This is a genomic window from Bacillus sp. 0209A (genome assembly GCF_036765095.1).
GTDB lineage: Bacteria > Bacillota > Bacilli > Bacillales > Bacillaceae > Bacillus > Bacillus subtilis_G.
Map to the genome: position 1 here is coordinate 745,238 of NZ_JBAIZV010000003.1, position 13,439 is coordinate 758,676.

Genomic DNA, 13,439 nt, shown 5'->3' on the forward strand with positions numbered 1-13,439 from the left:
GTCCTTGATACCGATTTTCACTCTTATCCGCGGCTGATCTCAGCGAATACTTTCTCAGCTGCCTCGATTGTTTTTTCAATATCTTCACCAGTATGGGCCGTTGAGAGGAAAAGACCTTCAAATTGTGAAGGCGGAAGAAATACACCTGCATTTGCCATCCCTTTATAATAGTTAGCAAACAGCTTCAAATCAGATGATTTGGCTGTTTCATAATTGATAACAGGTTCGTTTGTAAAGAAGAAACCGATCATTGAACCTGCGCGGTTAAAGGTATGCGGAATGCCATGAGCCTCGGCGGCTTTAGAAATGCCTTCTTCCAGCCTGTCGCCTTTTTTGATGAAATTCTTGTAGGATTCAGGTGTCAGCTGCTTCAATGTTTCTAAGCCAGCCGTCATCGCAAGCGGGTTGCCTGACAATGTGCCGGCCTGATAAATCGGACCGCTCGGAGCGATCTGCTCCATGATTTCAGCCTTGCCGCCATAAGCGCCGACAGGAAGCCCGCCCCCGATCACTTTTCCTAAACAAGTCAGATCAGGCGTTACCCCAAAATAACCTTGAGCACAGTTATAATCAACCCGGAAGCCTGTCATCACTTCATCAAAAATCAGCAGGGAACCATATTCCTCAGTGATATCACGCAGACCCTGCAGGAAACCTTCTTGCGGCGGAACAACTCCCATATTTCCGGCAACCGGCTCAACGATAACACCTGCAATGTCTTCACCGAATTGCTGGAAAGCAAGCTTTACACTTTCTAAATCATTGTACGGGACAGTAACGGTGTTTTTCGCAATGCCTTCAGGCACACCAGGGCTGTCAGGCAGACCGAGAGTGGCCACTCCTGAACCCGCTTTAATCAAGAGGGAATCGCCGTGTCCGTGGTAGCAGCCCTCAAATTTCACAATCTTGTTGCGGCCCGTATAGCCTCTTGCCAAACGGAGAGCGCTCATTGTGGCCTCCGTTCCGGAGCTGACCATTCGCACAATTTCTACAGATGGCACACGATCAATAACGAGCTTTGCCAGTTCATTTTCAACTTCAGTCGGAGCACCGAAGCTTGTCCCGTATTCAGCCACTTTTTTGAGGCTCTCTACGACGCGGTCATTTGTATGGCCTAAAATTAAAGGCCCCCATGACAAAACGTAATCAATATATTCATTTCCGTCAATATCGAAGATTTTTGAGCCTTTTCCGCGCTCCATAAAAATCGGGTCCATGTCTACCGATTTAAATGCGCGAACAGGACTGTTCACACCGCCCGGCATGAGTTTTTGCGCTTCTTTAAAAGCCGCTTTAGATTTTTCATAGCTTCTCATCTGCCTCAACTCCTGTCAACTGAATAAAATTACTCCGCAAGCCATTTCGCTGCGTCTTTCGCATGATACGTAATAATCAGATCGGCGCCTGCACGCTTCATGCTTGTTAAAATTTCTAACACAATTTCTTTTTCTTTGATCCAGCCGTGCTGCGCTGCAGCCTTCACCATTGAATACTCTCCGCTTACATTATAAGCGACGAGCGGCAAAGTAAATTCATTTTTCACATCACGCATGATATCCATATATGAAAGCGAAGGTTTGACAATCAAAAAGTCCGCGCCTTCCTCGACATCTGATTGTGCTTCGCGAAGGGCTTCCATACGATTGGCAGGATCCATCTGATATGTTTTGCGGTCCCCAAATTGCGGCGTGCTGTTTGCTGCGTCACGGAACGGGCCGTAAAACTCACTTGAATATTTCACGGCGTAAGACATAATCGGAATATTGACAAACCCTTCTTTATCAAGCGCTTTTCTGATAACCGTAACAAATCCGTCCATCATGTTTGACGGCGCAATGATATCCGCACCTGCTTTCGCTTGACTGACAGCTGTCTGCGCCAAAAGTTCCAGCGATTCATCATTGAGGATGACCCCGTCTTTGACAAGTCCGCAATGGCCGTGATCTGTATATTCACATAAGCATGTATCAGCGACAACAACCATCTCAGGGAAGTGTTTTTTAATTTCTGTGATGGCTTCTTGGACGATGCCGTGATCATGGTACGCTTGTGTACCGCAATCATCTTTTTCTTCTGGGATGCCGAACACGATAACAGATTGGATGCCCAGTTTGACCAGCTCTGCCACTTCATCCTTCAATACATCCAATGATACATGGTAAACATCAGGCATTGACGGAACAGCTTTTTCACCTTCGAGCCCTTCAACGACAAAAATCGGATAAATAAAATCGGATGGATGCAAGCGTGTTTCCTTTACCATCTCTCTCATTGCTTTTGAAGACCGCAGGCGGCGGTGCCTGTTAAATGATTGACTCATATTCTCTCTTCCTCTCTTGACATGCTGCACATTAACTCAAGCATGCCATCTATTGTAAATGTATCAGGCGTATACGATGTGATGCCGTACGTCATCAGGGCGTCCCTTGTTAAAGGTCCGATGCTGATACAGGCCGTCCTGTTCATCTGCCACTTTTTCAATTCTTCTTTTAAGACATGCATAAACGTATGTACGGTTGATGAACTCGTAAAAGTCACATAATCAAATGAGTATTGACTCGCAGCCTCTTTCAGTGCCTTGATGCCTTCTTCATCCGGAATCGTTTCGTAGACAACCCATTCCTTCACTTCAAAACCAAGCGGGATAAGCTCTTTTTTCACCACATCACGTGACAAATTACCTTTAATCACAGTAATCCGTTCCTCGGGTTCAGCGTGCTGCTTAAGGGTCTCTGCCAATTGTTCAGCGATATAATCCTTAGGCATCACATCAACCGATACGTTATGCGTTTCCAACCGGCGGGCCGTTTTTTCACCGACTGCCGCAATTTTTTTATGCGCAGGAAGAATAAGCTGATTTTCCTTTAGGTAAGAAAAAAAGAAGTCCGCTCCGTTCACGCTTGTAAAAACAAGCCAGCCAGGCGCGGCAAGATCCTCTTTCACCTGTTTCGCAACATCGTTTGGCAAAGCGCGGCGAAACGTAATTAAAGAGGTCAAAACCGCTTTTCCGCCAAGTGCCTCCACTTTTTGCTGAAACGATTTTGCCTGCGCCTTATTCCGGGTGACTAGCACTGTTTTTCCCTTCAGCGGAAAATCATTTTTCATCCTCATCAAGCTCCTGTTTTACACGATCAATTAATTCTTTGGCTCCTTTGGCAGCCATAAGAGCGGCACAGCGTTTTCCGACTTCTTCCGGATCGTTTCCTGTAACGGTTTCTTTATAAATGATTTTGCCGTCCGGAGAAGCAACAAGACCTGTCAATTCAATTTCATCCTGCTCGTTTAAGACGGAGTAGCCTGCGATCGGAACCTGGCAGCCGCCCTCCAACGCGTTTAAATAAGCACGTTCCGCCAACACAGTCCGTTTTGTATATTCATCTGTAAACTGTGAAAACAATGCCAATAGTTCGTCATCCGTTTCTCGGCACTCAATCGCCAGTGCCCCCTGGCCCACTGCAGGCAAGCAGCGTCCAGGCTCGAGGAATTCGGTTACAACATCTTGCTTCCAGCCCATTCTGGAAAGTCCGGCAGCGGCTAATATAATCGCATCATAATCCTCAGTTTCCAGCTTTTGAAGTCTCGTATCTATATTACCTCTAATCCATTTAATTGTAATGTCAGGACGCTCAATCAAAAGCTGCGCGCTTCTTCTTAAACTGCTCGTGCCGATGACAGCGCCTTCCTTCATTTCTGAAAGCTTTACGCGATTCTTTGAAATAAGGGCATCACGAGGGTCTTCTCGTTCAGGAATACAGCCGATCACAAGGCCTTCAGGCAAAACAGCAGGCATGTCCTTCATGCTGTGTACCGCCATATCAATCTCTTCGTTTAAAAGCGCTTGTTCAATCTCTTTGACAAACAGCCCTTTTCCGCCCACTTTTGATAGTGTAACATCGACGATTCGGTCGCCCTTTGTCACAATTTCTTTAATTTCAAAAGCAAATGAAGGATTGATTTCCTTCAGTTTTTGAATGACCCATTTGGTTTGAGTCATAGCGAGTTTGCTCCGTCTGGAACCTACTTTAATCGTTCTCATATTTTTCTTTCCTCCCGAATCTGCTTGGGACATCATTTAACTGAACCAATGGAATTGCGACAGGCTTCCAAGCAGGAAATAATTGATCATCAGCACAAGAAAACAAGCCGTATTCCACAGTGCAGCGACCTTTCCTTGCAGCTCTTTAATCAGCCTGATATAAAGATAATAGCTGTACAGCAGCAGGACGACAAACGAACCAAGTACTTTGGCGTCGAACCAATACAGCGTTTCTAGTGAGACATACGCCCAAATGACGCCGAGAATCAAACTCAGCAACAGCATCGGGACCCCGATGACATTCAGAACATACGCCATATAATCAAGCTTAGACAAATCTTCTATTCTCAACAGCCATTTCCCCCATTTTTTCTTTTTCAGCAGACGATATTGAAACAGATATAACACTGAAAAAACGAACGAAAGGGAAAAAGCGCCGTATGAAAGAATCGCCATTGTAATATGAATCACCAATAGCTCGGATACAAGCTGCCCGGAAAAAGCGGCTGACTGCTGCTCTGTCGGTGAAAATGTGTGAATGGCGATCATAGAAAATCCTATTACATTTGTGAAAAACACAATAAAGTCAACTCGTAAAAGCTTTGTCAGTACAAGTGACAGCGTGACAAGAACCCAGGCATAAAAATAAAGCGCCTCCGTCACATTTAATACCGGAAACCGCCCCGTCACCCACATAAAGTAGGCCAAATACACAGTTTGCAGAGTCCAGACAATAGAAAGCAACCAGAAGGCCATTTTTCCAGCCTTCCGGTTGTGTTGAAGAAAATCTATAAAATAAAAGAGTACACTTAATGCGTAAATGACGATTGTCCCCTCATTAAGTCTTGCCATTGCAGTATCAATCATTCAGCTTTCACTCACTTACAAGTGGGGCAAAGCCCGCTTTTGATTCAGCCTTTTTAAAAGAATGGACCTTTTGGCTGCTTTCAACAGTATTCAGCATTTGACGGCCCGCAGCTTCCTCAATGTCAAAAATCTGCATAAACAAGGCCAGCTTTTCTTCAGAATCAGCATCTGCCGCAAGCTCTTTCACCTTTAAGATCGGATCTCGGAGCATTTGGTTAATGATACTTTTGGTATGTTTGTTCAACAGTTTTTTCTCTCTCGTACTCAAGTGAGGCAGCTTCCGCTCGATGCTGTCCATCGTTTCTGACTGGATGGCAAGCGCCTTTTCGCGCAATGCGGAAATAACCGGAACGACACCAAGTGTATTCAGCCATTGTTTAAACTCTACAATGGTTTCTTCAATTAACAGTTCAACTTTTTCAGCGGTTTCTCTGCGCTCTTTCATGTTCGCCTCTACAATGCCTTCCAGATCGTCGATATCATAAAGGAAAACACCTTCTAGATCATTCAGCGCCGGATCAAGATCTCTAGGAACGGCAATGTCCACCATAAACAGCGGACGCCCCTTACGAAACTTATTCGCATTTTCCATCATCTCTTTGGACACGACAAAATCACTTGCACCGGTTGAACTGATTAAAATATCGGCCTCCGCCAGCGCGCTTTCAAGCTGATTTAAGCTTCTCGCCTCACCAGAGAAACGGTCTGCAAGCTCCTTTGCTTTCAAGTACGTTCGGTTAATGACAGTTACCTTGCCAATTCCCTGTCCGTGCAAGTTTTCCGCAGCAAGCTCGCCCATTTTTCCTGCACCAAGAATCAATATGTGCCTGCTTGAAAGGTTTCCGAAGATTTTTTTCGCAAGCTCAACGGCCGCATAGCTAACAGACACTGCATTAGAGCCAATGTCTGTTTCGGCGTGAGTCCGTTTACCTACTGTAACCGCCTGCTTAAACAACTCATTAAAAATCGTGCCGATCGTTTTTTCTTGCTGAGCTGTTTTAAAGCTGTCGCGCACCTGGCCGAGAATTTGCGTTTCACCGATAACCATAGAATCCAATCCGCAGACTACACGGAACAAATGCTCAACAGCCGCATCGCTTTCGTAAAACCTTAAAAACGGTGAAAGGTCTTCTTTGCTTAATTGAAACCAGTCAGCTAAAAACTTCTTTATATAATAACGGCCGGTATGGAGCTGGTCGACGACCGCATAAATTTCAGTGCGGTTGCAGGTTGAGACAATGATGTTTTCAAGAATGCTTTTCTCCGCTTTCAGCTGCACCATCGCTTCTGCCAGCTCTTCCTGCTGAAAGCTTACTTTTTCACGTATCTCAATAGGGGCGGATTTATAATCTACTCCCACAACAAGTATATGCATAGCTTAATTACACCCCCAACACCCAATCTTTATTTATAATCATTCTAACATAGAATTCATTATTTATAATAATTATAACATAGTTTCTTTCGCAAAATGTGAACAGATTTTAAAATTCTTATGCTATATTAGAAAAAGCTTCACGTGCAATAAGCATTCCTATTGACAATACCAAAAACAGCAGAAATTTACTACACATCAGCTCTAAAAATAAGAAGGTGATATGCATGAAACAAAAATCAATTTTATTCCCTTGTCTGCTGCTTGCCGCTTCTGTATATGCATGGCTTGAAAGCGGCCAAGCCGAACTGTTTTCAGGGCAGGATCAATGGCCTGTTCTCCTCATGCTGTTAGGCGCAGCCTTTATATATCAAGGAAAAAAAGAAGCCGTTACACCCCATTTTTTTATCGGTTTGCTTCTTTTGGGGATCGGTTTGCACTTTTTCGCCAAGCCGAAATGGGTATGGTGGCCGGATGATTTTGAAATGCTTCTATTTATGATCGGCTTCTCGCTCTTCGTTTCAGCCGTTCAGAAAAAAGAATATGTATATGAAGCTGTATCAATGATTTGTTTTTCCCTGTTTTTGTACTTTTTCAAACACATTATGGCGTGGCTTGAGTCTGCGCATATTCCGACAGCGCTTCTGAAAGAGTATTGGCCGTTTGTCTTTATTGGAATCAGTTTATTGTTATTATTGATAAAACGAAAAAAATCTATGCGATAAAACAAAAAACCGGCAGAGAAAACTCTCTACCGGTTTATCATTTTTTTGATCGCTCCCCAAGCCTCGTCTTTCCCCTTTTTCGTTTCTGAGGAGTAGAGAATCAGCTCATCTTCGGGATCAATATTTAATGTCTGGCGGACAACTTTTGCGTGTTTGTCCCATTTTCCTTTCGGAATCTTATCCGCCTTTGTAGCGATAATAATAACAGGGATGCCATAATACTTTAAGAATTCATACATCTGCACATCATCATTAGACGGCGCATGCCGCAAATCAACGATCTGCACCACTGCTTTCAATTCCTCGCGTGACGTAATATAAGTTTCAATCATTCTGCCCCAAGCTTCACGCTCAGACTTTGACACTTTGGCAAAACCGTAACCCGGTACATCCACAAAATGCAAAACATCATTGATAATATAAAAATTCAACGTTTGTGTTTTTCCCGGTTTTGATGATGTTCTCGCAAGATTTTTGCGATTGATTAACGAATTGATAAATGACGATTTTCCCACGTTCGATCTTCCGGCCAGTGCAATTTCCGGAAGTCCCCCTCCAGGGTACTGTTCCGGCTTAACCGCACTGATCACGATTTCTGACTTTGTGACTTTCATTTCTTCTCTCCTACTAAGGCATGTTCCAAAACTTCGTCTAAGTGGGACGCCAATATAAATGTCAGGCCCTCTCTGACGCTTTCCGGAATATCCTCTATATCTTTTTCATTCTCTTTAGGCGCAATAATGGTCGTTAATCCCGCTCTATGCGCGCCGAGCGCTTTTTCCTTTAATCCGCCGATTGGAAGCACGCGTCCGCGAAGCGTGATTTCCCCAGTCATGCCGACTTCACGTGAAACTGCCCGTCCAGTTAAAGCAGAAACAAGAGCTGTCGCCATCGTAATCCCGGCTGACGGACCATCTTTAGGCACCGCACCCTCAGGTACATGTATATGAATATCATACTTCTCATGAAAGTCAGGTTCAATGCCAAGTTCTTCTGTTTTTGAACGCACATAGCTGAATGCAGCCTGAGCTGACTCTCTCATGACATCTCCGAGCTTTCCTGTCAGGATCAATTTCCCTTTACCCGGAGAGAGCGATACTTCAATCGACAGCGTATCTCCGCCGACGGTTGTATAAGCAAGCCCTGTAACTACACCTATTTGATCTTCTGTTTCAGCTTGTCCATATCTGAAAATGCGCTTTCCGATAAAGTCCTGAAGGTTCTTCTCAGTAACCGTAATCCGTTTTCGCTCTTCAGCAACAATGGTTCTTGCGGCCTTACGGCAAATCGCGGCAAGCTGGCGTTCAAGGCTTCTCACACCCGCTTCTCTCGTATAGTAGCGGATGATATCGAGAATCGCCTGATCACGTAGCTGCAGGTTGCTTTTCTTAAGCCCGTGTTCCTTGATCTGCTTCGGAAGCAGGTGGTCTTTCACGATTTCGAGTTTTTCTACTTCTGTGTAACCTGCAATATTAATAATTTCCATTCTGTCTCTGAGCGGACCCGGAATCGTCGCCAAATTGTTTGCCGTTGCGATAAACAGCACTTTTGATAAATCAAAGGTTTCTTCAATATAGTGATCACTGAAGGTGCTGTTTTGCTCTGGATCAAGCACTTCAAGCATAGCAGATGACGGGTCGCCTCTGAAATCAGATGACATTTTGTCAATCTCGTCTAATAAGAAGACCGGATTCAGCTTGCCTGCTTTTTTCATTCCTTGAATAATGCGTCCAGGCATTGCTCCGACATAAGTTCGTCTGTGTCCGCGGATCTCTGATTCGTCACGCACTCCGCCGAGTGAAACTCTGACAAATTTCCGCTCCAAGCTTTTTGCAATGGATTTCGCTAAGGACGTTTTCCCGACACCTGGAGGTCCTGCCAAGCAGAGAATCGGGCCTTTTAGGGATTTTGTCAGCTTCTGGACAGCCAAATATTCTAAGATACGCTCTTTCACTTTTTCTAGTCCGTGATGCTCTTCGTCCAAGAGGCGCCCTGCCTCTTTCAGATCAAGCTTATCATCTGTCTCATCCGTCCACGGGAGAGCGATCAGCCAGTCGATATAATTGCGGATCACAGAGCTTTCCGCGGAACTTGACGGAATTTTTTCGTATCTGTTCAATTCCTTTAGCGCGGTTTCCTTCACATGGTCAGGCATGCCAGCTTCTTCGATTTTTTCCGTCAGCGTTTGTACTTCGCCTGTTTTGCCTTCTTTATCGCCAAGCTCTTTTTGGATTGCTTTCATTTGCTCACGCAAGTAGTATTCCTTTTGCGTACGCTCCATCGAACGTTTAACGCGCTGGCCGATTTTTTTCTCGATCTCCAGCACTTCTTTTTCATTATTAATAAAATCAATAACCTTGTTCAGTCTGTCTTTGACGTCAGACGTTTCTAAAATATCCTGCTTATCCTTTAGTTTAAGGGGCAGGTGAGAAGCAACGATGTCTGCCATTCTCCCTGGCTCTTCGATATCTGTAACCGCGGCGTATGTTTCGGCAGAGATTTTTTTAGAAATTTTTATGTACTGATCAAAGTGGTCTAACAAAGTCCGCATCAATGCTTCGTCTTCTGTATCTTTTGATTCATCTTCATGAATCAGCTGAATGTCGACCGACGTGTAATCCTCATACTCATTGTATTTGACGATTTGAGCGCGTTTGAGGCCCTCAACCAACACACGAATCGTACCGTTCGGAAGCTTCAGCATTTGCTTAATTTTTGTATAGGTGCCGACAGTGAAAATCTCGTCTTCACCCGGTTCGTCTATCGAAATATCCTGCTGAGTGGCTAAAAATATCATATGATCATGCATCATTGCCTGTTCAAGGGCTTGAACCGACTTGTCACGTCCTACATCTAAGTGTAAAACCATCGTCGGGTACACTAATAAACCTCTTAAAGGGAGGAGCGGGATGCTGCGTTTTAATTCTTCTGCCATATGACTGACACCTCCGTGACTTTAGTATGAACCATTATAATACAACTTTTTCATCCTTGTACAATAAACGGCATGATTCTATTTTCTATAATACAGTCTCCTCGTAGTATACCCTTTCTTTCCGATATGAAAAAGGAAAAGATGTCCTTCATAGAAAAAACCCTATTTTAAAAATAGGGTCAGACGGATTCTTTATTGATTTGCATATTAAACGGTTTTTGTTCTGTTGGCGGATTCACTAAAATTTCATCAAGCACTTCCTGGAACGTCTTCACTGCAATAATTGTGATTCCGTCAATCTGCTTTAGGATCGTCTGCTGATTTTCATACGGGATGATCACTTTTTTCGCACCGGATTGCTTAGCTGCTTTTATTTTCGGAATCACGCCCCCAATGGGTTTTACAAGACCATTCAGGCTGATTTCGCCCGTCATGGCAACAGTATTGTCAATTGGGATTTTGTGAATCGCCGAGAAAATTCCCGCTGCCATGGCGATGCCTGCCGACGGCCCGTCAATCGGAATCCCTCCTGGGAAATTAACGTGTATATCATAATCAGACGGCTTCATTCCCATTGTCCGGAGGACGGTTAACACGTTTTCAACCGACCCCTTTGCCATGCTTTTTCGCCGGATTGATTTTGATTGGCTGCCGATACTCTCTTCTTCAGCTATTCCTGTGATATTAATGGATCCTTTGTCCTGAGCCGGGCTTACACTCACTTCGATTTCCAGCAGCGATCCGCTATTAGGTCCGTATACTGCAAGCCCATTTACGATGCCGACTTGCGGTTCAGCGCCGATTTTCTGTTCGTGCTTCGGAATAAGCTGGCTGGAATGAATGACCCATTCAATATCCTCAATCGTAATGTCTTTCCGATTCTCCGTTACCGCCATTCCCGCCGCGATTTGAATCATGTTAACGGCTTCCCGCCCGTTTCGCGTAAAGCTGGTCAGCAGATCCAAACCTTCAGCAGAAATGTTTTTTTCAATTTTATCCGCTGCCGTTTTGGCAACTGTTTTCAATTCATCCTTTTCAAGCTCACGGAAAAATACCTCTAAACAGCGGGATCGGATAGCTGGCGGAATTTCGTTCGGCATTCTTGTCGTTGCGCCAATCAGGCGAAAATCAGCCGGCAGCCCATTTTGAAAAATGTCGTGAATATGATTCGGGATTTGTGTGTTTTCCTCGCTGTAATACGCGCTGTCTAAAAAGACTTTTCTGTCCTCAAGCACCTTCAGCATTTTATTCATTTGAATAGGATGCAACTCACCTATTTCATCAATAAACAGCACACCGCCATGGGCATGGGTAACAGCACCCTGCTTCGGCTGCGGAATTCCCGCCTGTCCCATCGCTCCTGCCCCTTGGTATATGGGATCATGGACAGAGCCGATGAGCGGATCGGCAATTCCTCTTTCATCAAAACGAGCTGTTGTCGCATCGAGTTCCACAAATACAGCCTGCTCTTTAAACGGCGATTGTTTATGTTTTTTCGCTTCTTCTAACACAAGCCGTGCAGCAGCTGTTTTTCCGACGCCCGGAGGCCCATAGACAATGACATGCTGAGGATTGGGCCCGCACAAAGCGGCCTTTAATGCTTTAATGCCGTCTTCCTGCCCAACGATATCTTGAAAGCTTTTGGGGCGGACCTTTTCAGATAATGGCTCGGACAAGCTGATGGCACGCATTTTCCGAAGCTGCTCCATTTCCTTCTTCGATTCCTTATCTATCGTGACCTTTTGTGTCCTTTGATTTTTAAGCAAATTCCAAAAATACAAACCGATGATGATCCCAAAAAACAGCTGAATAAATAACGCGATCCCTGTCCAACTCATGATGGTCCCTCCTGAAAAACAATTTATGTATCCAATTCATTCCTCTGAATGCTAGTATCTCCCACAGAAGACGGGAATAAACGTTTTTCCGGAAGAGTTTGCACGACAAAAAACCTCCTGAATGTCACCACTCAGGAGGTTTGTGCTTATCTTTATGCAGATGTTTTATCTTGGCTTACCTCAGTGCCGTCTTTTAATAAGAGGCGGGGAAGCTCTCCGTGTGTCACAGTTGCCCCGGTAATCACACATTTTTCAATGTCATCACGAGAAGGCAGATCAAACATCACATCAAGCATGATGCCCTCAATGATAGAACGGAGTCCGCGCGCTCCAGTCTTACGTTCAATTGCTTTTTTAGCAATTTCAGAAAGCGCTCCTTCTTCAAACTCAAGCTCAACATTGTCAAGCTCAAGCATTTTCTTGAATTGCTTAACAAGAGCATTTTTCGGTTTTGTTAAAATCGCAACCAATGCTTCTTCGTCAAGCTTTTCAAGGCTCGCAATAACCGGAAGACGTCCGATAAATTCAGGAATTAACCCGAAGCGGAGCAAGTCTTCAGGAAGCACTTTTGAAAGAAGATCTTCTTTCTCAAGATCAGCAGCTTTATTGTCCCCACCGAATCCAATCACTTTTTGACCTAAACGGCGTTTGATGATTTGCTCGATACCATCGAAAGCACCGCCGCAAATGAACAAAATGTTTGTTGTGTCAATTTGAATGAATTCTTGATGAGGGTGCTTACGTCCTCCTTGAGGCGGCACGCTTGCCACTGTACCCTCAAGAATTTTAAGCAATGCCTGCTGTACTCCTTCACCTGACACGTCACGTGTAATAGACGGGTTTTCTGATTTTCTTGCCACTTTATCGATTTCATCAATATAAATAATGCCCTTTTCGGCTTTTTCTACATCATAATCAGCAGCTTGGATGAGCTTCAAGAGAATATTCTCTACATCTTCACCCACATATCCAGCTTCAGTCAAAGACGTAGCGTCCGCAATCGCAAACGGCACATTTAAAATGCGGGCCAATGTTTGCGCCAGAAGGGTTTTACCGCTTCCTGTAGGACCGATTAATGAAATATTACTTTTTGAAAGCTCAACATCATCAACTTTACTGTTGGAGTTAATGCGCTTATAGTGGTTATACACAGCAACAGCGAGTGATTTCTTCGCTTGATCCTGTCCGATGACATATTCATTCAGAATTTCGCGAATTTCCTGAGGCTTCGGTACGTCTTTAAATTCTACTTCTTCTTCAGTTCCGAGTTCTTCCTCCACAATTTCAGTGCAGAGTTCGATACATTCGTCACATATATATACACCAGGTCCGGCTACAAGCTTACGAACCTGATCTTGTGTTTTTCCACAAAACGAGCATTTTAATTGTCCTTTTTCCTCGTTAAATTTAAACATTCTTTCACCCCTTAATCTTGTCTCACTTTTTCTTTTACCGGCAGAGCAAAAGAAAATGATTCTTGAAACGAACGAGTATGTATTGCATTTTACCATACTTTCCAAAAAGACGGTAACAATGTGTTTCTGACTTGCACATTCTATATGTATGACAAAAAACAGCCCTGCATTAACTATCTTGCCCCAAGAAAAAGAGATATATCATAATTGTACAAAACAAGGCACGAATGATTCGCGCCCTGTTTTAT

11 protein-coding genes are annotated in these 13,439 nt (G+C 44.2%); 1 reads left to right on the forward strand and 10 read right to left on the reverse strand.

Features of this window, described 5'->3' with window-relative positions:
- Window positions 1–23: 23 nt before the first annotated feature.
- The 6 genes from hemL to hemA are packed head-to-tail and all read right to left on the reverse strand — an operon-like array spanning window position 24 to window position 6,278.
- Complete coding sequence (gene hemL, locus V6D44_RS14750; protein ID WP_087992326.1) at window positions 24–1,316, reverse strand: glutamate-1-semialdehyde 2,1-aminomutase; 1,293 nt, start codon at window positions 1,314–1,316, stop codon at window positions 24–26.
- Window positions 1,317–1,345: 29 nt separating this feature from the next.
- A complete protein-coding gene (gene hemB, locus V6D44_RS14755) occupies window positions 1,346–2,320 on the reverse strand; it encodes a porphobilinogen synthase (protein WP_087992327.1) in 975 nt (324 codons plus the stop codon).
- Window positions 2,317–3,105, reverse strand: coding sequence for a uroporphyrinogen-III synthase (gene hemD / locus V6D44_RS14760; protein WP_289347817.1), 789 nt, complete (start codon window positions 3,103–3,105; stop codon window positions 2,317–2,319). The genes hemB and hemD overlap by 4 nt, the downstream gene beginning before the upstream one ends.
- Window positions 3,095–4,036 carry a hydroxymethylbilane synthase gene (gene hemC, locus V6D44_RS14765; protein WP_087992329.1) on the reverse strand — a complete coding sequence of 314 codons (942 nt, stop codon included), beginning with the start codon at window positions 4,034–4,036 and terminating at the stop codon, window positions 3,095–3,097. The genes hemD and hemC overlap by 11 nt, the downstream gene beginning before the upstream one ends.
- 36 nt (window positions 4,037–4,072) lie before the next feature.
- On the reverse strand, window positions 4,073–4,903 hold the full coding sequence (locus V6D44_RS14770; RefSeq protein ID WP_087992330.1) for a cytochrome c biogenesis protein: 831 nt from the start codon (window positions 4,901–4,903) through the stop codon (window positions 4,073–4,075).
- 7 nt (window positions 4,904–4,910) lie between these two features.
- Complete coding sequence (hemA, locus tag V6D44_RS14775; RefSeq protein ID WP_087992331.1) at window positions 4,911–6,278, reverse strand: glutamyl-tRNA reductase; 1,368 nt, start codon at window positions 6,276–6,278, stop codon at window positions 4,911–4,913.
- Between the two features lie 227 nt (window positions 6,279–6,505).
- On the opposite strand from hemA, the gene V6D44_RS14780 reads away from it, so the two are divergent.
- Window positions 6,506–7,003, forward strand: a complete 498-nt coding sequence (locus V6D44_RS14780; protein WP_087992332.1) for a hypothetical protein — start codon at window positions 6,506–6,508, stop codon at window positions 7,001–7,003.
- Window positions 7,004–7,029: 26 nt separating this feature from the next.
- Here the strand turns inward: V6D44_RS14780 and yihA are convergent, their stop codons facing one another.
- The 4 genes from yihA to clpX form a co-directional block, all read right to left on the reverse strand.
- Entirely contained in the window at window positions 7,030–7,617 is a 588-nt protein-coding gene (gene yihA / locus V6D44_RS14785; RefSeq protein ID WP_087992333.1) for a ribosome biogenesis GTP-binding protein YihA/YsxC, read from the reverse strand.
- Window positions 7,614–9,938, reverse strand: a complete 2,325-nt coding sequence (gene lon, locus V6D44_RS14790) for an endopeptidase La (RefSeq protein WP_087992334.1) — start codon at window positions 9,936–9,938, stop codon at window positions 7,614–7,616. Before lon ends, yihA begins: the two co-directional genes overlap by 4 nt.
- Before the next feature lie 179 nt (window positions 9,939–10,117).
- Window positions 10,118–11,776: an ATP-dependent protease LonB gene (gene lonB, locus V6D44_RS14795; RefSeq protein ID WP_087992335.1), complete on the reverse strand. Its 1,659-nt coding sequence runs from the start codon at window positions 11,774–11,776 to the stop codon at window positions 10,118–10,120.
- A gap of 152 nt (window positions 11,777–11,928) precedes the next feature.
- Window positions 11,929–13,191, reverse strand: a complete 1,263-nt coding sequence (clpX, locus tag V6D44_RS14800; RefSeq protein WP_087992336.1) for an ATP-dependent protease ATP-binding subunit ClpX — start codon at window positions 13,189–13,191, stop codon at window positions 11,929–11,931.
- Window positions 13,192–13,439 lie beyond the last annotated feature (248 nt).

Coding starts and splice junctions, on each gene's coding strand:
- hemL (WP_087992326.1), bottom strand. CDS start 1,316: ATGAGAAGCTATGAAAAATCTAAAGCGGCTTTTAAAGAAGCGCAAAAA.
- hemB (WP_087992327.1), bottom strand. CDS start 2,320: ATGAGTCAATCATTTAACAGGCACCGCCGCCTGCGGTCTTCAAAAGCA.
- hemD (WP_289347817.1), bottom strand. CDS start 3,105: ATGAAAAATGATTTTCCGCTGAAGGGAAAAACAGTGCTAGTCACCCGG.
- hemC (WP_087992329.1), bottom strand. CDS start 4,036: ATGAGAACGATTAAAGTAGGTTCCAGACGGAGCAAACTCGCTATGACT.
- V6D44_RS14770 (WP_087992330.1), bottom strand. CDS start 4,903: ATGATTGATACTGCAATGGCAAGACTTAATGAGGGGACAATCGTCATT.
- hemA (WP_087992331.1), bottom strand. CDS start 6,278: ATGCATATACTTGTTGTGGGAGTAGATTATAAATCCGCCCCTATTGAG.
- V6D44_RS14780 (WP_087992332.1), top strand. CDS start 6,506: ATGAAACAAAAATCAATTTTATTCCCTTGTCTGCTGCTTGCCGCTTCT.
- yihA (WP_087992333.1), bottom strand. CDS start 7,617: ATGAAAGTCACAAAGTCAGAAATCGTGATCAGTGCGGTTAAGCCGGAA.
- lon (WP_087992334.1), bottom strand. CDS start 9,938: ATGGCAGAAGAATTAAAACGCAGCATCCCGCTCCTCCCTTTAAGAGGT.
- lonB (WP_087992335.1), bottom strand. CDS start 11,776: ATGAGTTGGACAGGGATCGCGTTATTTATTCAGCTGTTTTTTGGGATC.
- clpX (WP_087992336.1), bottom strand. CDS start 13,191: ATGTTTAAATTTAACGAGGAAAAAGGACAATTAAAATGCTCGTTTTGT.